At 50.4% G+C, this 22,669-nt stretch carries 25 protein-coding genes; 21 read left to right on the top strand and 4 right to left on the bottom strand.

Going from position 1 to position 22,669, the window contains the following annotated elements; genetic code table 11:
- Nucleotides 1-2: 2 nt before the first annotated feature.
- The 5 genes from AB9H23_RS08560 to AB9H23_RS08540 all read left to right on the top strand — a co-directional run bounded on the left by AB9H23_RS08560 (nucleotide 3) and on the right by AB9H23_RS08540 (nucleotide 3,804).
- The gene (locus AB9H23_RS08560) at nucleotides 3-671 is read left to right on the top strand and encodes a translation initiation factor IF-6 (RefSeq protein WP_321211462.1); all 669 of its coding nucleotides are present in this window, start codon (nucleotides 3-5) and stop codon (nucleotides 669-671) included.
- Nucleotides 672-674: 3 nt separating this feature from the next.
- The gene (rpl18a, locus tag AB9H23_RS08555) at nucleotides 675-905 is read left to right on the top strand and encodes a 50S ribosomal protein L18Ae (RefSeq protein WP_013295033.1); all 231 of its coding nucleotides are present in this window, start codon (nucleotides 675-677) and stop codon (nucleotides 903-905) included.
- Between the two features lie 4 nt (nucleotides 906-909).
- Complete coding sequence (gene pfdA, locus AB9H23_RS08550; RefSeq protein ID WP_370004836.1) at nucleotides 910-1,335, top strand: prefoldin subunit alpha; 426 nt, start codon at nucleotides 910-912, stop codon at nucleotides 1,333-1,335.
- Nucleotides 1,336-2,418 carry a signal recognition particle-docking protein FtsY gene (ftsY, locus tag AB9H23_RS08545; RefSeq protein ID WP_370004835.1) on the top strand — a complete coding sequence of 361 codons (1,083 nt, stop codon included), beginning with the start codon at nucleotides 1,336-1,338 and terminating at the stop codon, nucleotides 2,416-2,418.
- Between the two features lie 111 nt (nucleotides 2,419-2,529).
- Nucleotides 2,530-3,804, top strand: coding sequence for a GAF domain-containing protein (locus tag AB9H23_RS08540; RefSeq protein WP_370004834.1), 1,275 nt, complete (start codon nucleotides 2,530-2,532; stop codon nucleotides 3,802-3,804).
- Nucleotides 3,805-3,852: 48 nt separating this feature from the next.
- Here AB9H23_RS08540 and dmpI read toward each other — a convergent pair whose 3' ends face one another.
- Nucleotides 3,853-4,038, bottom strand: a complete 186-nt coding sequence (gene dmpI / locus AB9H23_RS08535; RefSeq protein WP_237778936.1) for a 4-oxalocrotonate tautomerase DmpI — start codon at nucleotides 4,036-4,038, stop codon at nucleotides 3,853-3,855.
- A gap of 90 nt (nucleotides 4,039-4,128) precedes the next feature.
- Here dmpI and AB9H23_RS08530 point away from each other — a divergent pair, with 90 nt between their 5' ends.
- Nucleotides 4,129-4,581 (top strand): deoxyuridine 5'-triphosphate nucleotidohydrolase, encoded by a 453-nt coding sequence (locus AB9H23_RS08530; protein ID WP_370004833.1) that lies wholly within the window; start codon nucleotides 4,129-4,131, stop codon nucleotides 4,579-4,581.
- A 5-nt stretch (nucleotides 4,582-4,586) separates the two neighbouring features.
- Here the strand turns inward: AB9H23_RS08530 and acs are convergent, their stop codons facing one another.
- Nucleotides 4,587-6,548, bottom strand: coding sequence for an acetate--CoA ligase (gene acs / locus AB9H23_RS08525; protein WP_370004832.1), 1,962 nt, complete (start codon nucleotides 6,546-6,548; stop codon nucleotides 4,587-4,589).
- Between the two features lie 68 nt (nucleotides 6,549-6,616).
- On the opposite strand from acs, the gene AB9H23_RS08520 reads away from it, so the two are divergent.
- On the top strand, nucleotides 6,617-8,185 hold the full coding sequence (locus AB9H23_RS08520) for a thiamine pyrophosphate-binding protein (protein ID WP_370004830.1): 1,569 nt from the start codon (nucleotides 6,617-6,619) through the stop codon (nucleotides 8,183-8,185).
- A 65-nt stretch (nucleotides 8,186-8,250) separates the two neighbouring features.
- Here the strand turns inward: AB9H23_RS08520 and AB9H23_RS08515 are convergent, their stop codons facing one another.
- Nucleotides 8,251-9,408: an alanine--glyoxylate aminotransferase family protein gene (locus tag AB9H23_RS08515; protein WP_370004828.1), complete on the bottom strand. Its 1,158-nt coding sequence runs from the start codon at nucleotides 9,406-9,408 to the stop codon at nucleotides 8,251-8,253.
- A gap of 189 nt (nucleotides 9,409-9,597) precedes the next feature.
- On the opposite strand from AB9H23_RS08515, the gene AB9H23_RS08510 reads away from it, so the two are divergent.
- Together AB9H23_RS08510 and AB9H23_RS08505 are read left to right on the top strand one after the other, a co-directional pair.
- The gene (locus AB9H23_RS08510) at nucleotides 9,598-10,296 is read left to right on the top strand and encodes a 6-hydroxymethylpterin diphosphokinase MptE-like protein (protein ID WP_370004826.1); all 699 of its coding nucleotides are present in this window, start codon (nucleotides 9,598-9,600) and stop codon (nucleotides 10,294-10,296) included.
- Between the two features lie 328 nt (nucleotides 10,297-10,624).
- A complete protein-coding gene (locus tag AB9H23_RS08505; protein ID WP_370004825.1) occupies nucleotides 10,625-11,749 on the top strand; it encodes an ORC1-type DNA replication protein in 1,125 nt (374 codons plus the stop codon).
- On the opposite strand, the gene AB9H23_RS08500 is transcribed toward AB9H23_RS08505, so the two are convergent.
- Entirely contained in the window at nucleotides 11,750-11,920 is a 171-nt protein-coding gene (locus AB9H23_RS08500; RefSeq protein WP_321211452.1) for a hypothetical protein, read from the bottom strand.
- 123 nt (nucleotides 11,921-12,043) lie between these two features.
- Between AB9H23_RS08500 and AB9H23_RS08495 the strand changes: the two genes are divergently transcribed.
- The 12 genes from AB9H23_RS08495 to hisC all read left to right on the top strand — a co-directional run bounded on the left by AB9H23_RS08495 (nucleotide 12,044) and on the right by hisC (nucleotide 22,668).
- Nucleotides 12,044-12,466 carry an archease gene (locus AB9H23_RS08495; RefSeq protein WP_370004824.1) on the top strand — a complete coding sequence of 141 codons (423 nt, stop codon included), beginning with the start codon at nucleotides 12,044-12,046 and terminating at the stop codon, nucleotides 12,464-12,466.
- Between the two features lie 25 nt (nucleotides 12,467-12,491).
- Nucleotides 12,492-13,940, top strand: coding sequence for an RtcB family protein (locus AB9H23_RS08490; RefSeq protein WP_370004823.1), 1,449 nt, complete (start codon nucleotides 12,492-12,494; stop codon nucleotides 13,938-13,940).
- Between the two features lie 15 nt (nucleotides 13,941-13,955).
- Nucleotides 13,956-14,741: an S-methyl-5'-thioadenosine phosphorylase gene (mtnP, locus tag AB9H23_RS08485; RefSeq protein WP_370004821.1), complete on the top strand. Its 786-nt coding sequence runs from the start codon at nucleotides 13,956-13,958 to the stop codon at nucleotides 14,739-14,741.
- 8 nt (nucleotides 14,742-14,749) lie between these two features.
- Entirely contained in the window at nucleotides 14,750-15,310 is a 561-nt protein-coding gene (locus AB9H23_RS08480) for a flavodoxin family protein (protein ID WP_370005992.1), read from the top strand.
- A gap of 1 nt (nucleotide 15,311) precedes the next feature.
- A complete protein-coding gene (locus AB9H23_RS08475) occupies nucleotides 15,312-15,641 on the top strand; it encodes a NifB/NifX family molybdenum-iron cluster-binding protein (protein ID WP_370004820.1) in 330 nt (109 codons plus the stop codon).
- A gap of 233 nt (nucleotides 15,642-15,874) precedes the next feature.
- Nucleotides 15,875-16,462, top strand: coding sequence for a 30S ribosomal protein S3ae (locus AB9H23_RS08470; RefSeq protein WP_370004819.1), 588 nt, complete (start codon nucleotides 15,875-15,877; stop codon nucleotides 16,460-16,462).
- Nucleotides 16,463-16,481: 19 nt separating this feature from the next.
- Nucleotides 16,482-17,165: a TIGR00297 family protein gene (locus AB9H23_RS08465; RefSeq protein WP_370004818.1), complete on the top strand. Its 684-nt coding sequence runs from the start codon at nucleotides 16,482-16,484 to the stop codon at nucleotides 17,163-17,165.
- Between the two features lie 31 nt (nucleotides 17,166-17,196).
- Nucleotides 17,197-18,426, top strand: coding sequence for a 2,3-bisphosphoglycerate-independent phosphoglycerate mutase (locus AB9H23_RS08460; protein WP_370004817.1), 1,230 nt, complete (start codon nucleotides 17,197-17,199; stop codon nucleotides 18,424-18,426).
- 1 nt (nucleotide 18,427) lies between these two features.
- The gene (gene glmM, locus AB9H23_RS08455; protein ID WP_370004816.1) at nucleotides 18,428-19,771 is read left to right on the top strand and encodes a phosphoglucosamine mutase; all 1,344 of its coding nucleotides are present in this window, start codon (nucleotides 18,428-18,430) and stop codon (nucleotides 19,769-19,771) included.
- 4 nt (nucleotides 19,772-19,775) lie between these two features.
- Nucleotides 19,776-21,041: a bifunctional sugar-1-phosphate nucleotidylyltransferase/acetyltransferase gene (gene glmU / locus AB9H23_RS08450; protein WP_370004815.1), complete on the top strand. Its 1,266-nt coding sequence runs from the start codon at nucleotides 19,776-19,778 to the stop codon at nucleotides 21,039-21,041.
- A gap of 13 nt (nucleotides 21,042-21,054) precedes the next feature.
- Nucleotides 21,055-21,519 (top strand): gamma carbonic anhydrase family protein, encoded by a 465-nt coding sequence (locus AB9H23_RS08445; protein WP_370004814.1) that lies wholly within the window; start codon nucleotides 21,055-21,057, stop codon nucleotides 21,517-21,519.
- A gap of 48 nt (nucleotides 21,520-21,567) precedes the next feature.
- Nucleotides 21,568-22,668 (top strand): histidinol-phosphate transaminase, encoded by a 1,101-nt coding sequence (gene hisC, locus AB9H23_RS08440; protein ID WP_370004813.1) that lies wholly within the window; start codon nucleotides 21,568-21,570, stop codon nucleotides 22,666-22,668.
- The last annotated feature ends 1 nt before the right edge of the window (nucleotide 22,669 follow it).

Raw genomic sequence — 22,669 nt, 5'->3', positions numbered from 1 at the left:
TTATGATCAGAAGGATCAACCTCGGCGGAAACCCCAACCTTGGAGTCTACATCTCTGTAACTGACAGTGTGGCCCTCATACCTGTGAATGCATCCCCAAAATTTGAGGATGCGCTGAGGGAGGCCCTTGAAGTTGAAGTCCTGAGGACATCCCTCAGTGGCAGCAGCCTCAACGGGGCGCTTTCAGCCGGAAATTCAAACGGTTTCGTGGTTTCAAACCAGGCCATGGATCGTGAAGTTGAGGCGCTTATGGCTGCAGGTCTTGAGGTTACCCGCATCCCCGACAGGTTCACAGCAGTTGGCAACCTTGTTCTGGCCAATGATAATGGTGCTGTCGCAAGTCCACTGCTATCAGAGGATGCCCTGAATGTTATAGGGGATGTTCTTGAGGTTGATGTTAAGGTATCCACAGTTGCAGGCCTCAACATCATAGGATCCCTGGGGGCTGTGACCAACCGCGGAGCACTCCTGCACCCCCACACCTCAGAGGATGAGATGAGGGTTATTGAGGGGGCGTTGGGAGTGGAGGCGGATGTTGGCACCGTCAACCACGGGGTAGCACTGGTAGGTGCCTGCTCGGCAGCCAACTCAAATGGTGTCCTTGTGGGTGAAGAAACCACAGGACCCGAACTTGCAAGGATAGAAGAAGCTTTAGGTTTTCTTGAGGGATGAAAAATGAAAACGAAGATATTTAGGGTTAAAGGAAAGTTCCAGATGGGTGATAAACTTCAGCCATTCACAAAGGAACTCAAGGCAATAAAGGAAGAGGAGATCTACGAAAGACTCTACTCAGAATTCGGAAGTAAACACAGGGTTCCAAGAAGCAAGGTTATGATTGAGGAGATAGAGGAGATATCACCCGAGGAGGTAGAGGACCCGGTGGTCAGGGCGCTGGTCCAGAGGTGATCCCATGGAAGACCAGCAGAAACTTGAGGAGATAGTTAACCAGCTCAACATTTACCAGAGCCAGGCAGAACTCATCCAGCAGCAGATGGAGGCTGTCCGGGCAACAATCAGCGAACTGGAGATACTTGAAAACACACTGAAGGACATCCAGGGAAAGGAAGGCTCTGAAACCCTTGTACCTGTTGGTGCAGGTTCCTTCATAAAGGCAGAACTCAAGGAGACAAGCGAGGTCATAATGAGTGTCGGTGCTGGTGTTGCCATAAAGAAGAACTTTGAGGACGCCATGAAAACCATTGACTCGCAGAAGAAGGAACTTGAGGCAACACTCCAGAAGATGGGTGAAAACCTCCGCAAGATAACCGACATCATCCTTAAGCTATCTCCTCAGGCAGAGGAACTCCTTAAAAGGGTAAGGGGAAGTGAGGAGTAAGTGTTTGAATCTCTGAAGAAAAAATTCACTGAAACAGTGGGGAAGATCACCGAGAAGGTCTCTTCAGGTGCTGAAGCCCCATCTGAGGATGAGAAGGTTTCCCCAGAAGAGGGCGGCCCTGAGCCTGTGGCAGTTGATGAAACCGAGAGGACAGAATCTGAGACTCCCATTCCAGAATCAGAGGATGATAAAACCGACGACCGGGGCGATGAAGAGGGCTCAGGTTTCCTTTCATTTTTCAGGGAAAAGAAGATATCAGAGAAGGACGTTGAGGACGTCCTCTGGGAACTGGAAATGGCCCTCCTTGAAAGTGACGTGGCCCTTGAAGTGGCTGAAAGAATCGTTGAGGAACTCAGGGAGGAGCTGGTTGGTAAGAAGGTTAAGAGGAGTACTGAGATCTCAGACTACACAAGGGAAGCCCTTAAAAAGGCCGTCATGGATGTTCTAAGTGTTGATGGCGTTAAAATCAGAGAACTTGCAGAAAAAAGGAAGCCCCTTGTTATAATGTTTGTGGGTATAAACGGTACAGGTAAGACAACCACCATCGCCAAGGTGGCCAGGTACTTCATGAGGATGGGTCTTGAACCTGTTATGGCTGCAGCAGATACATTCCGTGCAGGGGCGATAGAGCAGATACATGAACACGCAGATAAACTTGGTGTTAAAATTATAAGCCACCGTAAGGGGGCTGACCCTGCTGCAGTGGCCTTCGATGCAGTATCCCATGCGAAGGCCCAGGGAAAGGATGTTGTCCTCATAGATACTGCAGGTCGAATGCAGACAAACGTCAACCTCATGGATGAGATGGCCAAGATAAAGAGGGTTGTGAAGCCTGACCTCATAGTATTTGTTGGTGATGCCCTCACAGGTAACGATGCCATTGAACAGGCAACCAAATTTGATGAAGCCGTGGGCATAGATGCCGTTATCCTCACCAAGGCCGATGCCGATGCCCGTGGCGGTGCAGCATTATCCATTGGTTACATGATCCGTAAGCCCATAATATTCCTTGGTACGGGGCAGGGCTACGATGACATCATGGAATTCCAGCCCGAATGGATGGTCAATCAGCTGTTTACCTGACCTGATTTTCATTTTATTAGCAGTCATCCCTCCACATTATCCAAAAATTTTTATACAATGTGATCTATTTTTATACAATGCGATCTCCATTTCCCATGAGGGGGTTTCCAGATGACTGCAAGGATACTGCTGGTTGAGGATGAGGCAATAACTGCAATGGACCTCCAGAGGAAACTGGAATTCCAGGGTTACGATGTAATCGGAATTGCCCACAGCGGGGAGGCTGCAGTTGAACTTGCAGAGAAACACCGTCCAGACCTTATTCTCATGGACATAATCCTCAGGGGTCCCATGAGTGGCGTTGAGGCTGCAGAGAGGATAAAGGATCTTGATATACCTGTTGTTTTTCTATCGGCACACTCCGAGGAATCCACCATGGAGAGTGCCAGGGAGGTTGAGCCATACGGTTACCTCATAAAGCCATTTGATGAGAAGGAACTCTTTTTCACAATAGAACTGGCCATCCAGAGGCACAGAAGTGAAAGGAAGATAAGGAAACTCAACCGTTCCCTCAGGATGCTCAGTGACTGCAACCAGGCCATAGTCAGGATCAAGGATACTGAAGAACTCTTAAGGGAAATATGTAGAATCATGGTTGATGTGGGTGGCTACAGGATGGCCTGGATAGGATTTAAGGAGAATGATGAATTCAGATCCGTCCGTCCGGTTGCAGAGTACGGTTTCCATGAGGGATACCTTGACTCCATAAGGGTGAGCTGGGGTGAGGGCAGGTACAGTGAGGGACCCACAGGAAGGTCCATAAAGGAGGGGAAACCCGTAATTATAAGGGATACAGAGAATGATCCATCATTCGCGCCGTGGAGGGATGAGGCTATTGGCAGGGGGTACATGTCTGTTATGGGACTTCCCATCAGGTTTAGGGACGATAACATTGGGGCACTCACCGTTTACTCCTCAGAGAAGGATTCATTCGACCCTGATGAGGTGGAACTCCTGGGTGAACTTGCAGGTGACATATCCTTCCGCCTTGAATCTGAAATCGTCCTTGGTGAAATGGAGAAAAGGATAACTGAACTTGAAAGAAGGGAGGAATTATTCAGGAAAATTTTTGAATCAACCCCTCTGGCCATACTCAACTTCAGGGTTGGGGATGGTATCCAGCTTGCTGAACTCAATAGAGCAGCCTCAATCTTAACCGGCCTGGAAACTGCAGGTGGTGAGAGTATTGAGGATGTGCTCAGCGGTCTTCATGAGGATGATCTAAAAGAGGTGATCAGGGCAGCTGAGAGGGGTGATGATTCCCGATGGGAACGTATTCAGTACCGTAACGGGGATTCTGTGAGGTTTCTGGAATTGAGAACCATTAAAACCTCGGAAGACACTGTAACAGTATTTTTAATTGATCTTCCTCCAGCTAAAAATTAAAAAATCTGAATTTCCTATCTATCCCATCATCTGAGAATTAAAACCTGATCAATCCCTGTCACAGAGGAGTATCCCCCCAACACCAACATCCTCAGGTGGGACCTCCCTTATGAGCACTGTTATGGTCGACTCAGGAAGGCCCATCACCTCACTTGAGACCTCTGTTATGCGTTTTACAAGTTCCCTCTTCTTTTCCCTTGTCAGCTTGTTGCAGCTTATCTGAATAACAGGCATGGTACCACCAGATATAACTATGGAGTCACATCTAATAAGTCTTAAACTGGATAAGCTTATATCACAGTATCAAACAGAGAGGAATGAGATATGATCGGAGAAAAGGAGTTAATAAGACTTTTTCCTGATTTTAAGGAACTGGTACAGCCGGCTGGGATTGACCTCCGTGTTGATGAGGTTTACCGGCAGGCTGGTCCAGGTTCACTGATTGATGATGAGAAGAATCTGCCACCCCTTGAAAGGCTGGATCCCCCTGTATACACACTGGAACCAGGGAAATCCTATCTTGTGAGTGTGGATAGAAGAATAGAGATACCTGAGGGTTATGCCATGCTTTACCTTCCAAGATCAACTCTGCTGCGATCCTTTGTATCGGTCCACACCGCAGTTGGGGACCCTGGATTCAGGGGGACGCTCCAGTTCCTTGTCCAGAACTGTGGTGAATATGAGTACAGAATCAGGAGGGGTGAAAGGATAGCGCAGGGAGTTGTATTCCCTGTTAGGGGTTCTGGGAGGTACAGTGGGAGCTACCAGGAGGACTGAGTGAATTAAAATGTCTGAAGCCTCTCCTCAAGCATCTTCACAGACTCCGGGTTTGAGAGTGTGCTCAGATCACCAGTGTCTTCACCCCTTATAAGGGCCTTTATAACCCTCCTCATTATTTTACCTGAACGTGTTTTTGGCAGATCCTCAACGAATTCAATGTAACTCGGACTTGCTATTGGCCCTATTTCCCTCCTGACGTGCTCCCTCAGAACGCCCTTGAGGCGTGGTGCCGGCTTCACGGTGTCCCTGAGTGTCACGAATGCCGCTATCTCCTCACCCTTCAGTATATCAGGTTTTCCGACCACCGCTGCCTCAACAACGTCAGGGTGGCTTACAAGGGCCGATTCAACCTCTGCGGTGCTTATCCTGTGACCTGCGACATTGAGGACATCATCCTCCCTTCCCTGTATCCAGAAGTAGCCATCCTCGTCTATCCTTGCAACATCCCCGCTGAGGTAAACCCCCGGGAAGGTGCTCCAGTATGCCTCCACATACCTCTCAGGTTCCCTGAACAGTGTCCTGAACATTGCAGGCCATGGTGTCCTTATAACCAGGTGCCCCCCGCTTCCACGTATGCTCTCACCGTTATCATCGACCACATCAGCCACCACTGTGGGGAAGGGCTTCCCTGCAGACCCCGGCTTGAGTGGTGTTACAGGAAGGGGTGTTATCATGTGCATCCCGGTCTCTGTCTGCCACCAGGTATCCATCACCGGGCATCTGCCACCACCCACGGTCCTGTGGTACCACATCCATGCCTCAGGGTTTATGGGTTCACCCACGGATCCAAGGAGCCTGAGGGTACTGAGGTCATACTTTTCAGGCCACTTGTTCCCGTACTTCATGAAGAGCCTGATGGTTGTGGGGGCGGTGTAGAATATGGTCACACCATACCTTTCAATCATGCTCCATATCCTTCCAGGGTCAGGGTAATCAGGGGCCCCCTCATACATAACCGATGTTGAACCCTCAATGAGGGGGGCGTAGACTATGTAGCTGTGACCTGTTATCCACCCTATATCCGCTGCACACCACCAGATGTCCCTTTCCTTCACATCAAAGACAAACCGGTAGGTGGAACTCACACCAACTGCATATCCCCCATGTGTGTGCACCACCCCCTTGGGTTTTCCTGTGGTGCCAGAGGTGTAGAGTATGAAGAGGGGGTCCTCAGGGTCGAGCTCCTCACAGGGGCATTCATCACTCATCCCATCAAGCGCATCCTCCCAGCGCACATCCCGCCCCTCAACCATGTTCACGTCCTCCCCGAGCCTGTCAACGACTATGACCCTCTCAAGTGATGGTATGTCATCTGCCACCATGTCCAGGGTCTCCTTGAGCCTTATTACCTTACCCCTACGGTAGAATGCATCTGCAGTTATTGCAACCTTTGCCTCTGCATCTGCAGCCCTCTCACGGAACGCCTTGGCCCAGAAACCGCTGAATACGACGCTGTGAACGGCCCCTATCCTTGCGCATGCCAGCATCGCAACCGGAAGCTCCGGTACCATGGGAAGGTAGATGCTCACACGGTCCCCCCTCCTGACACCCATACCCTTCAGTGCATTGGCAAGACGGTTAACCTCACGGTAGAGGTCATAGTAGGTGAGCTTTCTGACGCTACCATCCTCACCCTCCCATATATAGGCGACCCTGTTCTTTTCAGGGCCAGCTACGTGCCTGTCAAGTGCATTGTAGGTTATATTGAACCTTCCGCCTGTGAACCATCTGGCATGGGGTGGTTCCCATTCAAGGACCCTCTCGTATGGACTGAACCATTCAAGTTCAGATGCCATTTCATCCCAGAACCATTCAGGATCTGACCTGGCCCTCTCAAGGAGCTCATCATAATCCCCTATGCCATGTTGATCCATCCAGATCCTTATATTGCTGTTTTTAACTGTTTCGTCATCTGGATTGAAAATTCGTTCCTCCTTAAGGAGATAATCTAGCTGCCCGCTCATAATAAACCCCCACTTACAGTAATTTTCTATTTCATGATTTAAATAGTTGGCAGAATATACTTGAAGTCATGAAGGTGTGTGCAGAGATCCTCACGGAGATACTTGAGGAGGCAGGTTTCACCCATATATTCGGGCATCCCGGTGAACAGATACTCCCCCTCTACGAGGCCCTCAGAAAATCGGAGATCCAGCATGTTCTCATGAGGCACGAACAGGGGGCTGTCCATGCTGCAGATGGCTATGCCCGGGCCTCTGGAAGGCCAGGTTTATGCGTGGCCACCGGTGGCCCTGGGGCCCTGAACCTTGTGATGGGCGTGGCTGCTGCAAACACCGATTCTGTGCCCCTCATAGCCCTGACAGGGGACCTGCCCCGGGGTGAAGGTGGGGGCAGGTTCCAGGAGGCAGACATAGAGGGTGTCTTCAGTCCAGTTGTGAAGAAAAGTAGAACCGCCCGTAATGGGGAGGATGCTGCCCTCGCACTCCTTGATGCCCTCGATGCATTTGATAGGGGAGTCACCGGGGTGATGCACATCAACCTCCCCAAGGATGTGCTTGAGGAGGGGGTGGGGACCATTGAAAAACCCACCAGCACACCCTTTAAAACACCAGACCTTAGTGATGCCATTGAAGTTCTGAGGTCAGCGGAAAAGCCCCTGGTCCTGGCAGGCGCGGGCATAATCTGGGCCGGAGCCGTTGAGGGGTTCAGGAAGTTTATCACTGAGAACCAGTTTCCAGTTGTGACGACCTACAGTGGGAGGGGTGTTCTCCCGGAGGACCACCCCCTCTGCCTTGGAATGGCGGGGACAAGGGGGACTCCCACAGGAAACTATGCTGCAAGGGAATGTGACGTTCTCCTGGTGCTCGGCTCAAGGCTCTCGGACAGGACCTCTGCGGCGATTGGTAACCCCCGGATTATACACGTGAATACAGACCCCAATGTCCTGAGGGGAGATTTCAGGTTAAATATGAATGTAAGGGACTTCCTGATGCATGGTATTCATGTTAAACATCCTGTGAGATGGTTAAGGGAACTTCATGACTTCAGGGTCAAAAATCCTCCCCTCTATGATTTACCTCTCGGTGAAGAGAAAACCCTTAAGACCTCCTCAGCCGTCCGCAGCATCCTAGATGCGGCCCCAGATGCAGTTGTGGTCAGTGACGCGGGAAGCCACACAACCTGGGTCACCCTCCACCGGAGGGTTCTAAGGGAACGCAGCCTCATCTTCTCCGGGGGCTTTGGACCCATGGGGTATGGCCTGCCTGCTGCAGTGGGTGCCAAAATTGCGAGGCCAGATGATGATGTTCTGCTGGTGGCAGGGGACGGGGGTTTCCAGATGACCATGCAGGAACTCGGGACCGTGGCTGAACTGGACCTTGGAATCACCATGTGCATACTGAACAACGGGCAGCTTGATGTTATAAGGCAGTGGCAGGAGATGAAATACGGTGAAAGCTACTCTGTTAAGATGAGGAACCCTGATTTTGTTAAACTTGCAGGTGCATATGGTATAGGTGCAGAGAGGGTTTATGAAATTGGTGAAGTTGCAGGGGCCGTTGAGAGGGGCCTTGATTCAGGAGAACCCTATCTCGTGGAGTTAATGGTTGAAGAGGAGAACATACCGCTTCCAGATCTGTAGATCCTTAACTGAAGAAAAAAAGGAATTTTTGGCCTGAAAAAAGAATTAAAGAAAAATAATCCAGTTCAGACATCCTCAGGGAGGTAGGTGTCAGCAACCGCGGCCACTGCCTCTCCCATTTCAACTTCAAAGCCCAGCTCCCTTAGGGTCATCTCCAGGGCTGAGAATGTTGTTATAAGTTCCCTGTGGGTTATGTTACCCATGTGGCCTATCCTGAATATCTTGCCCTTGAGGTGGTCCTGGCCCCCTGCGAGTTCAACGTGGTACTTGTTCCTCATTGTCCCCCTGAGTTCTCCATCGGTGACGCCCTCAGGGAGATTAACGGCCGTCACTGTGGTGGATGACACCGATTCATCAGGGAAGAGTTCAAGGTTGAGGGCCTTTACAGCATTCCTGGTTGCCTCAGCTGCCAGTTTATGCCTCTTTATCCTGTTACTGAGTCCCTCCTCCATTATCACCTGAAGTGCCTCGTGCATGGCGTATATAAGTGAGACTGCTGGTGTGTAGGGGGTTTCAGGTGGTTCGGCATCCCCGCTCTTCCTGTACTTCTTGAGGTTCAGGTAGTATGTCCTGGGGTTATCCACTGATTCAACAACCCTCCAGGCGTCGTCACTGAGTGTTATGGCTGCCATGCCAGGCGGGGCTGCAAGGCACTTCTGGGAGCCGGTCACGCAGATGTCTATGCCGTAGCCGTCAACATCAACCTCGTCCCCACCCAGGGATGAGACCGTGTCAACTATGTAGAGGGCGTCGTAATCCGCCATTATCTTACCTATCTCCTTTATTGGGTTTGCAACACCGGTTGATGTCTCATTGTGGACAACGGTGACTGCCTTTATATCGTCATTCTCCTCAAGAATATATCCTATCTCATCGGGGTTGACGGCTCTGCCCCACTCCACATCTATTCTGATTGATTCCCCGCCAAAGGCCTCAACTATCTGTGCAAACCGCTGGCCGAATTTGCCTCCAACAACGCTCAGGATTTTGTCACCTGGTTCGATGATGTTTGCAACCGCCGCCTCCATGGCAGCTGTCCCCGACCCTGTTAGCAGGTAAGATTTATTGTTTGTCCTGAAGACATCTGACATCATCTCAGTTGTTTCAGTGAGTATTTTACCGAACAGTGCGCTCCTGTGGTTAACAATGTTCTCTGACATTGCCTTAAGGACTCTCTGGGCCACCCGTGTTGGCCCGGGGATCATAAGCAGTGTTTCATCCATTTCCAAAAAACCTCCAGATTCAATTGGATTCTGTAACCTGTACTTATTTTTAATCCGTGCATTTAAAAAGATTTACACATGTGATGATGCCATAAAGTTCAAGTTGGAGGAACACATGGACGGGCTCTGCCACTGGATGGAACCAGACTGATCAAAAGAATCATATACCCCCCCTGATAGATTCGTCCCATGGAAATGGAAGTCTGGCTCGAATGGTATGGTCGAATACTTGATGACTTTGGATTCAGCAGGAAGGCCGATGAGGAGTCTGCATCCTACCTGGAATCCTTCCTTAGGGAGCATGGCTGCCCGGGACCCCAAATCCTGAAGGTTCCCTCCATGGACTTCATCGTATTCGGTGCTGGACCATCACTCAGGAAACACGTTAAAAGATTCAAAATGCTTGGAAGGAATATTACCATAGTGGCGGCAGATGGCGCGACAACAGCGCTTCTTGAGGAGGGTTTAATCCCCCATATAATCGTGACAGACCTTGACGGTAGAATGGAGGATATAATTGAAGCCAACAGGAGGGGGGCCTCCCTGGTGGTTCATGCCCACGGCAACAACCTTGAGGCGCTCAGGAAGTATCTGCCACGCCTCAAGAACCTTATAGGGACAACCCAGAGTGTCCCCTATGGATGCATATACAATTTTGGGGGCTTCACGGATGGTGACCGGGCCGTTTTCCTTGCAGAGGCCCTCGGTGCAGAAACCGTGATACTTGCCGGGATGGATTTCGGTGAGGTTGTAACCAGGTACTCAAGGCCTGATATGGGTTCTGAAACAGGAAGGGCGGATCCAGTTAAGAGGCTCAAACTTGAATATGCTGAGAGACTGATAGAGTGGATTGAAAGGAATGGAAGGATTCAGATAGAGAAATGGTAGCTGCTTTATGGAAGCCACACAGGTACCCATGTCAATTGAAATATGAAAGAAAGGGCCAGATACCATGTCTGCCAGCATTCTCGGTTATAAATCATGCGTTTATGAGGGTCTGAATTCATGCTGCTGTGAGGGCTTGCAGTTCATGTAACAACAAGTTCAATCAATAAAGGTGAGTCCAATTATTGATTTTAAATGATCCAGCATATCTTCTTATACGGGCTGATCCAGATAAAACCTTATTAGGTCGTTACCAGATAAATCATTCTGGGGATCCTGATGTGCTCCTGCAAAAAATCTACACGCCCATTTAAAATAAGCTGTGAAGGATATGAAGGATATAAGGGATATACTGCTTCATGATGAAACCATCTTCAGGGATATGAATGCCTTTGACCCGGACTATGTCCCTGAAAACTACAGGTACAGGGAATCCCAGATGGAGGCCCTTGCAGTCTGCATAAGGCCTGCCCTGAGGAATGGGAGGCCCGTGAATGCCGTTATACTGGGGTCCTGTGCAACAGGTAAGACCACCGCCATCAAGAAGATCTTTGAGATGGTTGAGTCAACATCCGAAAACGTTGTCTGCTGCTATATAAACTGTCAGCTTCACACCACAAGATTCGGTATCTTTTCACAGATCTACAGCAAAATATTCGGGCATCAGCCCCCTGAAACCGGTGTGCCGTTCTCCAGGATCTACCAGGCGATAATGCAGCACCTGGCCAGTGAAAACAGGGCGCTGGTGGTGGCCCTGGATGATATAAACCATCTCTTTTACAGTAAAAACGCCAACAAGGTCCTTTACGACATACTGAGGGCCCATGAGGTGTTTGAGGGTGTTAGAACCGGTGTATTTGCGGTTCTATCTGACATTGAATTCAGGTACGCCCTTGATAAAAACGTCAACTCCATATTCATACCCCAGGAGATCATATTCCCACCGTACACCCGGGAGGAGATATTCAATATCCTCAGAGATCGTGTGAGGGTTGGTTTCTATCCCGGCGTGATCTCAGATGAACTCATAGAGAGAATAACCGATCACACCGTGGATACCGGGGACCTGCGCTACGGCATAGACCTCCTGAGGGTATGCGGCAACCTTGCAGAGGCCGATGCCTCACCTGTAATAACAGAGGAACACCTTGAAAGGGCTGTGAGGAGCGCCGGGCCGGTTAACCTCATGCACACGGTGAGGACGCTCAACAGCCAGGAAAGGGAGTTTCTCATTAGTATGATTGAGGCCAAGGATGACGACATAACCGCCGGCAGGCTCTATGAGCTCTTCCATGAGAGGACCGGGGCGAGTTACTCGTCATTCAACCGGACAATTGAGAAGCTGGAATTTCTGAGGCTCATTGACACAAGACTGACAGGTAAGGGTGTCCGTGGTAATTCGAGGATTGTGATCCCCAGATTCAGCAGGGAGGAACTTAAGAGGTGCCTTGACTGATCAGACCCCCGCAGGGCAGTTGGAGTTGGCCCCTGCCGCCACCATGAGAAGGCCCCACACTACGACAGAGATCACAACTGAAATCAAGATGAATGACCTTGGATCAACACCGGCCACCGTCAGCAGCCAGAACCTTCTCCTGATACTGTTTGGTTTCCTGAGACTGTGCATACTACCACTCCACTATCATCTTCGCCGGAGATTTATTTAAAAAAAGAGATAGAGAGCATCTGAAAACTAACCAGTGGATGAAATAATCATTGCCCTCTGAATCAGATAAATGGAGAGTCTCCAATGAAAAGGTTTGAATTCTTTGATGTTACTGCAGATGCAGGATACTGGGCCTATGGCCGTACACCCGAGGAGGTGTTTGAAAACGCCGCCCTTGCAATGTTCGAGATAATGACAGACACATCACTTGTCAAAGCAGAGGAAAGCAGGAGGGTGGAAATAAAATCCGAGGATATGGTTTCGCTACTCTATGACTGGCTTGATGAACTCCTCTTTATACATGACACTGAATTTATTTTATTCAGTAAGTTCAAAGTTAAGATAACTGAAGATGATGATGGTCTTCGGCTTAACGGTACAGCCTCAGGAGAGGTGATCAAGGACCACCATGAGAGGCGTGATGAGGTTAAGGCCGTGACCTTTCACATGATGGATATCCTTGAAGAGGATGGCTTGATGAAGGCAAGAGTTATTCTGGACCTGTGATTTATAAGTAGAGAGGATGATGCGTATGGATATAAGGGAAGATCTGGTTAAGGTAAGAGAATCCGTCTGGGAAGTTCCAACATCATACAAGAAGGGAATGAGGGTTCCTGGAAGAATATTCCTGAAGGATGAGGCCCTCAGGGACCTTGAGAAGGGGGCTGTTGATCAGGTTGCAAACGTTGCATGCCTCCCCGGGATCCAGAAGTTCTCAATTGGACTTCCAGACATACACTTCGGATACGGGTTCAGCATAGGGGGTGTTGGGGCATTCAGCGCCCGCACAGGAGTCATAAGCCCTGGGGGTGTTGGATTCGACATAAACTGTGGTGTCCGCATGGTCAGGACCAATCTGGACCATGAGGATGTGAGGCCAAAGATAAGGGAACTCATAAACACCCTCTTCACCAATGTACCATCCGGTGTTGGGAGCAAGGGAAAGATAAGGCTCAGGCCCGGTGAAATCGATGAGGTTCTTGAAAATGGGGCCGAATGGGCCGTTGAAAATGGATACGGATGGGACCAGGACCTCAAATTCCTGGAGGAGAACGGCAAAATGGAGGATGCCAGTGCAGATAAGGTCAGCGATAAGGCCAAGAAGAGGGGTATACCCCAGCTTGGATCCCTTGGATCAGGTAACCACTTCCTAGAGGTCCAGATGATAGATGAGATATTCGACGAGGAGGCAGCCGCCGCCTACGGTGTGAGCCCCGGCAAGGTCGCCGTTATGATACACTCAGGTTCAAGGGGATGCGGCCACCAGGTATGCTCAGACTACCTGAGGCTCATGGACAAGGCATACCGGAGGTACAAGATAAACATACCTGACAGGCAGCTTGCCTGCGCCCCCGTGGACTCGGATGAGGCCATGGATTACTTCCAGGCCATGGCAGCCGCAGCCAACTATGCCTGGGCCAACCGTCAGATGATAGTCCACTGGGTGAGGGAGTCCTTTGAAAGTGTCTTCGGAATGAGCGCAGAGGACATGGAGATGGAGATCGTCTATGACGTGGCACATAACATAGCAAAGAGGGAGGTCCACACTGTAAAGGGACGTGATACAGAGCTCTTCGTCCACCGTAAGGGAGCCACAAGGGCCTTTGGACCGGGCAGAAAGGAGATTCCCGTTGAATACAGAAAGATCGGTCAGCCAGTCATAATTCCAGGTACCATGGGGACATCATCCTACCTGCTCCACGGAACAGAGGTTGCAATGGAGGAAACCTTTGGTTCGACCGCCCACGGGGCCGGGAGAAAGATGAGCCGTGCCGGTGCAAAGAAAACCTACCGCGGAGAGGAGGTTCAGAGAAAACTTGAAAGTGAGGGCATCTATGTGAGGGCAACATCCATGCCTGTGGTTGCAGAGGAGGCCCCCGGTGCCTACAAGGATGTTGACCTGGTGGTCAGGACAGCCCATGAAACCGGCATATCCAGGCTTGTTGCAAGGATGCTTCCACTGGGAGTTGCAAAGGGATAGTCTGGCGGTGAATCAATGATAGGGCTCATCGGAGGCACAGGGGTATACGAGATAGTGGAGCATGGAAAGACAATCGGAAGGGAATCTCTGGAGACACCATACGGCAGAACACCTGAAATATCAGTTTTCAGGCTTCATGACAGGGATGTGGCATTCATGCCAAGGCACTCCAGGGGCCATGAGAGCCCGCCCCACATGGTCAACTACAGGGCAAACATCTGGGGCCTGAAGAAGCTGGGTGTCAGGCAGATACTGGCAACAAACGCTGTGGGTTCCCTTGAAGAATCCATAGGGCCCGGTGAATTTGTAGTCCCGGACGACTTCCTGGACTTCACCAAAAACAGGCCCTCAACATTCTATGATGAGAGGACAGTCCACGTGGATATGACAGAGCCCTACTGCAGGGACCTACGCTCTGCACTGGTGGAGTCCTCTGGTGCAGTTGATGGGGGGGTATACGTCTGCACCGAGGGGCCGAGGTTTGAAACAGCCGCCGAGATAAGGATGTTCCGGTCACTGGGGGGCACAGTTGTTGGGATGACCGGAATCCCCGAAGCTGTGCTTGCAAGGGAACTCGAGATGTGCTATGCAAGCATATGCCTGGTCTCAAACTACGCTGCATCCATATCCCCCTCAAAGCTCACCATCAAAGAGGTATTTGAGGTTATGGAGGAGAGGAGGGAGGACCTTATAGAAACACTTGAGGGGGCGATTTTGAGGCTTCCCAGCGCCCCTGCCTGTAGCTGTCAGAGTGCCCTGAGCGGCGCTGATGTTAATGAAAATATGGAGGAATGCCCTTGAAGGTTTTAATGATATCTGCAAGTCCAAGGAAGAAGAGTAACACCATGATGGTCCTTGAGCACTGCAGGGATGCGGTGGAGAGTCGTGGTGTTGAATGTGAGATAGTATCCCTCAGGGGGATGAATATAGAGTCCTGCCGTGCCTGCCTCAGCTGTGCAAAGAAGCACCGCTGCAAGATCGATGATGGCCTCAACGGGATAATCGACAGGATAAGGGATGCCGAGGGGTTGATAGTTGCAACCCCAGTCTACTTTGGCACAGCCAGGGGCGACCTCATGTCAGCCCTCCAGCGTATCGGAATGGTTTCAAGGGTATCAGGCGGATTCCTGAGCTGGAAGGTGGGGGGCCCCATTGCTGTTGCAAGGCGGGGAGGCCACACAGCAACGATACAGGAACTCCTCATGTTCTACTTCATAAATGACATGATAGTCCCAGGTTCAACCTACTGGAACATGGTATTTGGATGGGCTCCAGGCGAGGTTGAAGATGATGATGAGGGAATCGAAACCATAAGGCGCTTCGGGGAGAACGTGGCCGAACTCATAAAGAGGATTCACAGCGGGGAGTAATATGAGGGTAGCAGTCGCCTCCTCAAACGGGGAGGAGGTGGACCTCCACTTTGGAAGGGCATCAAAACTTTTAATATACGACTACAGCGATGGAAAAATGGAATTCGTGGAGGAGAGAGCAATTGATGTCACCGAAGGTGATAAGCATCAGTGGAGAAAGGTTCTCGATTCCATAATGGACTGTGATGTTGTAATAGCCGTCCAGGCGGGCCTGAAAGGGAAGATAGGAATCGAGAATGCTGGTTTGAAATTTGTGGCCGACGAGGGGCCGGTGGATGAGGTCCTGGAAAGGTGGGTGAGGCACTTCAAGTTCATGAACTCTGCCATCTGAAGATCCCGGACGCACCCTCACAAAAGTGGAGCCCCCTCAGTTGAGGGGAATCCCCTTCCAAGCAAACCATATACCTCCATGATGTCAAGGTTTAAATACTGCCTCATCATAATTATAGACTATTCATAACTGGCGGTGTAGAAACTTCCTATCATGGCTTAACCAGTTAAGATGAATTTTTTGAATTAATATTAAACCAGCTGTTTTTACGGTGTTAAATTTAAGGTGATATAATGGCAAAGGCTCGAAGAAGGAGAGTACGTGATACATGGAAAGAGAAGAAATGGTATGTGATAAAGAGTCCTAAAATGTTTGGAGAAAACGAAATAGGAACAACACCATCAAGGGACCCTGATTTCCTCCTCAAGAGGAGGGTTGAGGCAACAATGAGGGAACTGACAGGCGACTTTTCAAAGCAGTACGTCAAGCTGAAGTTCCAGATAAACAACGTTGCCGGAAGTGAGGCGAGCACCAAATTCATAGGCCACCAGGTCACAACAGACTACGTCAGGAGCATGATAAGGAGGGGTACAAGCAGGGTCGATGCCCCGGTTATAGTTGAAACAAAGGATGGTTACAAGCTTAAGGTCCATCCACTGGCCATAACAATCAGGAGGGCCAAGTCCTCACAGCAGAAATACATGAGGCAGAGCATAGAGGAACACGTGAAGGAGATAGCCTCTGAAAAGACCTTCGAGGAATTCGTTGAGGGCATTGTAACAGGAAAGATCGCCTCAGAGATATACCACCAGGCAAAGAAGATATACCCCCTCAAGAGGGTTGAGATAATAAAAACAAGGGTTCTAGAGGAACCAGCCTGAAACATGGACCGGGACCCCCATGACAGACCTTAACATTGGATACGTGCTTCTGTGCGTATTCATTGGATTTTTAACATACCAGAGAGGTGCGCTTGATGTATGGGGATCCCTCTTCATGGTCCTTATGGGCTTGCTCATAATATTATCTGCCGGTTTTAACTGGTTGATCCTCATTTTTATTTTTCTGATCCTTGGCCTTCTCTCAACAAAGTACAGGCATGAATACAAGAAATCCATTGGAGTTTTTGAGGGAACAAGAAGTGCCAAGAATGTTATATCCAACGGAATAGTGCCCTTTGTAATGGCTGCCTTTGGATACTATGATGGGTTCTTCGGCGGGTTCATAGGATCCGTTGCAACAGCGACCGCTGATACCATGGCAAGTGAAATCGGTGTTCTGCAGACACCACGCCTCATAACAACACTTCAAAGGGTGGAACCCGGAACAGATGGGGGTATATCCGTTGCCGGAACCGCCGCCGGGATAGCAGGGGCAGGTATAATTGGTTTATCAGCGTTTCTGCTTGGTGTATGTCCAGATCCATTTAAATCAATGAAAATAGCCGTGATTGCAGGTACTGTGGGCTGCTTCATGGACAGCCTCCTTGGGGCAGTCCTGGAGAGAAGGAAGTACCTCAACAATGAACATGTTAACCTCCTTGCAACGGTAACAGGGGCAGTTATAGGAATTTTATTAGCATAGAGATCCATAAATCTAGGAAGGTGGGTGAATCATGAAAGGGGTAATAATGATAATAGATGGAATGGCCGACCGCCCCATTGAAAGCCTTGGAGGTAAAACACCTCTTGAGGCCGCAGAAACCCCTAATATGGACAGGCTGGCCAGTTCAGGTATCAATGGTATAATGGATCCCATAAGACCAGGGGTCCGCGCAGGAAGCGACACATCACACCTCTCCATACTGGGATATGACCCCTACAGTGTATACACTGGAAGGGGCCCATTTGAGGCCGCGGGTGTGGGGCTGGATGTGAGGCCAGGGGATATCGCATTCAGATGCAACTTTGCAACCGCAGACGATGACCTTGTGATAACCGACAGGAGGGCAGGGCGAATAAGGTCAGGGACATCCCAGATAGCAGAGGCCATCAACTCAATGACCCTGGATGGATTTGAGGACGTTGAAATAATCTTCAGGGAGTCAACAGGACACAGGGCCGTCCTGGTCCTCAGGGGCCCCGGGCTGGGTGATAATGTATCAGATGCAGACCCCAAGACTGAAGGAAAACCCCCTAAGAAGGTGAAGGCCCTTGATGGATCCCCTGAATCACAGAAAACCGCCGATATACTTAACAGACTTGTGAGGGAGTCCTATGAAATCCTCAGGGACCATCCGGTGAACACCGAAAGAATCAAAAACGGAGAGGCACCTGCAAACATAATACTGCCAAGGGGTGCGGGTGCTGTTCCTGACGTTGAAAAATTTGAGGACCGCTACGGTCTTAAAGCGGCCTGTATCGCTGAAACGGGCCTCATAAGGGGTATTGGTTACATCACAGGAATGGATGTGATAGACGTTGAAGGGGCCACCGGGGGTACAGACACCGACCTGGAAAGTATAAAGAATGCGATAAAGGATGCCCTTGATGATGAATACGAGTTCCTGCTCATAAACATAGATGGTGCAGACGAGGCTGGTCATGATGGGGACCTTGAGGGTAAGGTTGAGTTCATAGAGAGGGTTGACTCCATCCTCGGTGACCTTATACGCGATGACATCTACTTCATACTCACTGCGGATCATTCAACACCGGTATCCATAATGGACCACACAGGGGACCCTGTCCCCATCACAATAAACGGGCCAGAGGTCAGGGCTGATGATGTGAATGTATTCGGTGAGAGGGCCGCGGCGGCTGGCGGCCTCTGCAGGATAAGGGGATCGGATGTCATGGACATACTCCTTGACCTCATGAACAGAAAGGAAAAATTCGGGGCTTAAAATGAAAGAGAAAAGGCGATTATTCGGTACATCTGGCATAAGGGGTCGCTTCGGGGAAAAGGTAACGCTTGAACTTGCGGTGGATGTTGGAAGGGCCCTTGCAACCCACCTGGGAGGGGGTAAGGTCGTAGTTGGCTACGACACGAGAACATCCAGCCAGCTCCTTGAAAGTGCCCTGATTGCAGGGATAATCGAGTGTGGCTGTGACGTCATCAGACTCGGAATGGTGCCAACACCCCTTGTTGGTTACGCGACTTCACGGCTGGGTGCTGACGCCGGTGTGATGATAACCGCTTCCCACAACCCCGCACCCTACAATGGCATAAAGCTCTGGAACCCTGATGGAATGGCCTACAGCCCATCACAGGAGCGCGCCATAGAATCAATAATTCATTCCAGAGAATTTAATAGGAGGGGGTGGGATGGTCTCGGCTCAGTGAAGGAAGCTGACCTCAGGGATGACTATGCTGATGCCGTCGCTGGAATGGTCAGCATTGAAAGACCCCTCAAGGTTGTAATTGACTGTGGCTGCGGTGCAGCCTCCCACCTATCACCACTCATATTCAGGATGGCAGGATGCAGTGTTGTGACCCTTAATTCCCAGCCTGACGGGTTTTTCCCTGGCCGTGACCCTGAACCTGTCCCTGAGAACCTCTCTGAGCTCATGGAGACCGTCAGATCAACCGGGGCTGATCTGGGGATAGCCCATGATGGCGACGCCGACAGGATGGTCGCGGTGGATGACAGGGGAAGGTTCGCAAGTTTCGATAAACTCCTGGCCCTCATGGCAAGGGAGATAGGGGGCAAGATCATCACAACCGTGGATGCATCCCTCTGTGTGGATGAATGCCTTGGAGACTGCGGCCAGGTCATAAGGACACGGGTGGGTGATGTCCATGTGGCAAACTCCATCGCAGAGGAGGGTGCTGATTTCGGAGGAGAGCCATCAGGGACCTGGTTACACCCTGACTTCTGCATGTGCCCCGATGGGATACTATCGGCGCTCAGGGTGGCCGAGCTCATCTCACGGAAGGGCCCCCTTTCGGTGCTCCTGGATGAGGTGCCATCCTACCCCAATATAAGGGATAAGGTTCCCTGCCCCGATGATAGGAAGGGAGCTGTGATGGAGAGGGTGGCCTCTGAACTCAGCAGTGAGTTCACCGACGCCGCAGAGATCAACACGATAGATGGAGTCCGTATATCAATGGAGGATGGAAGCTGGGTTCTTGTGAGGCCCTCAGGGACAGAACCCTATATAAGGATAACCCTTGAGGGTAAGACCGAAGAGGAGGCCCGCCAGATCCATGAAAAGACCCGTGCTTACCTTGAAAATATGATAGGGTGATGATATGGAGGCTGTCGTCCTGACTGCTGGTGAGGGTACAAGAATGCGGCCGCTCACACTTACAAGGCCCAAGACCATGTTGCCGGTTGCAGGCAAACCCATGGTGGAGTACAGTGTGGATGCCCTCAGAGATAACGGTGTAAGTGAGATAATCATGATAACCGGTTACCGTGAGGAGGTGGTGAGGTCCCACTTCGGCGACGGATCCGAATTTGGGGTTGACATAAGCTACGTGAAACAGGGTGAACGCCTTGGAACAGCCCATGCAATAGGCCAGGCCGCGGGTATGGTGAGTGACGAGTTCATAGTCCTGAACGGTGACATAATAACCGACCCGCAGCTTGTGGGTGATCTGATATCCGCCTACAGTGATATGAAACCCGAAACCCTGATGGTTCTCCGTGAGGTTCCCGACCCGAGTTCATTTGGGGCTGTCAGGCTTGAGGGTGACCGTGTACGGGAGATAATCGAAAAACCGTCCCCTGATGTCGATGCCGGGAACCTCATAAATACCGGTATATATGTGTTCAGTCCAGCTGTCTTTGATTACATAGAGCAGACCCCCCTATCCCGGAGGGGAGAGTACGAGATAACAGATACCATAATGATGCAGGTGAGGGATGACCTCCCTGTAAGGGCCATAGTATCAGAGAGGGAGTGGATAGATGTTGGAAGGCCATGGGAGCTCCTGGATGCCAGTGAAAAGCTCATGAAGGGCCTTGAGAGGTCCATCCATGGTGAAGTGGAGGATGGTGTGACCATCCACGGTCCGGTGGTGGTGGGTGATGGAAGCATTATAAGGTCAGGTACCTACATCCAGGGCCCCGTTTACATAGGTAGAGACTGTGACATAGGACCCAACTGTTACCTCCGTGCCCATACATGTATAGGTAATAATGTGAGCATCGGTAATGCTGTTGAGATCAAGAACTCCATCATAATGGATGGTACCAACGTCAACCACCTCAGCTATGTGGGTGACTCTGTCATAGGTGCAGACTGCAACATAGCCGCAGGTACCAGTATAGCCAATCTGCGTTTTGATGATGGACCGGTACGTATGAGGGTCAAGGAGGAGTCTGTGGACACGGGCCGCAGGAAGCTTGGAGCAGTTTTCGGGGATGGTGTGAAGACCGGTATAAACTCAAGCTTCAATCCCGGTGTCAAGGTTGGGAAGGGTTCCCGTATCGGTGCCGGCTGCGTCATATACGAGGATGTACCCTCTGATAAACTTGTGATACTCAAACAGGAGTACATTATAAGGGATTGATGGTGGTTTTACTGTGTCTTACCGTGTATTTGAAGGCGCCAGAATAATCGGGGACGTGGAGATAGGTGATGGCTCATCTGTATGGTACAACGCTGTTTTGAGGGGTGATATAGAACCCATAAGGATAGGATACCGTTCCAATATCCAGGATAACTGTGTTGTCCATGCAAGCAGCGGCTACCCTGTGAAGGTGGGGGATTACGTCTCTGTGGGTCACGCTGCGGTTCTCCATGGGTGCACCATACAGAATAATGTGCTGGTGGGTATGAACTCAACCATCCTCAACGGAGCCCTTGTGGCTGAAAATTCAATTGTCGGTGCAGGTGCAGTTGTTACTTCAGGTAAAAGTTTCCCACCTGGAAGTCTCATCATGGGTGTTCCTGCAAGGGCTGTCAGGGAACTCAATGAGGAGGAGATAGAGTCCATAAGGGAGAATGCCGAGAGGTACTTCCGCCTGGCGCAGGAATATGAAGACTGAAAACCGAACAGGGTCTATAAATGTAAATATAAACTGAAGAGTGATTCTATGGTCAGATTTCGTCCACTAATTCATAAAATGGAGCCATATGTACCTGGAAGATCCATAAAGGAGATAGCAGAGAATTATGGTCTCAAAGAGAGTGATATAATCAAGCTGGGGTCCAATGAGAACCCCCTGGGTCCATCGCCAGCCGCGGTTAAAGCGATGGCGGGGGAACTTGAATCCGCCCACAGGTACCCTGAATCAAACCTTGAAGATCTTTATGAGGCCATAGCAGATTATGCTGGCGTGGATGGAGACCAGGTCATAGTGGGTGGTGACGGTGCAGATGAGATCATCGATGTCCTGGGTAAAACATTCATTGACCCCGGCGACGCCTTCGTTGTGCCTATGCCCTCATACATGTACTATGAATACACCCTCCAGGCACATGACGCAAGACCAGTCCATGCGCGGTGGGATGTTGAGGAGAACCGTCTTGACCTTGAATCGGTCCTTGATTCGATTGATGACTCAACCCGCCTGGTCTTTCTCTGCACACCCAACAACCCCACAGGCGGCCTTATAGATAAGAAGGATATAAAGGCTGTTGCAGAGTCCACAGACGCTCTTGTGGTTGTTGACGAAGCCTACTTTGAATTTGCAGGTGTCAGCAACGTGGACCTCTTATCTGACCATGAGAACATCTTCATAATGAGGACCTTTTCGAAGGTCATGGGACTTGCCGGCATGAGGATAGGTTACGGCCTTGGAAGCCCTAGGGTTATAGATTACATGCACCGGGTTAAACCGGTATTCAGCCTCACAAGGCTATCCCATGCAGCGGCCCTTGCAACCCTCAAGGACAGGGATTACATAGAAAAATCTGCAGAGTATTCCATAAAGAGCAGGGAATACCTTTATGAGAAACTCAAGAAGTTTGAAAGCCTCAGGGTCTTTGAATCATATGCAAACTACATCCTCCTTGATGTGAGGGGTACAGGTAAAACCGCCGCTGAACTCTCAGAGGAGCTCCTAAGGAGGGGGATCATCGTGAGGGACTGTACATCCTTTTCAGGTCTCGATGAGTACTGGATAAGGGTGAGTGTTGGAACCCTTGAGGAGGATAACAGGTTCCTTGAGGTTCTCGCCGAGATCATTTCGTGAT

The sequence above is a fragment of the Methanothermobacter sp. KEPCO 2 genome, assembly GCF_041228365.1.
GTDB lineage: Archaea > Methanobacteriota > Methanobacteria > Methanobacteriales > Methanothermobacteraceae > Methanothermobacter > Methanothermobacter marburgensis.
Note: the sequence above shows the minus strand (reverse complement) of the source record. Positions and strands in the feature narration are given on the sequence as shown.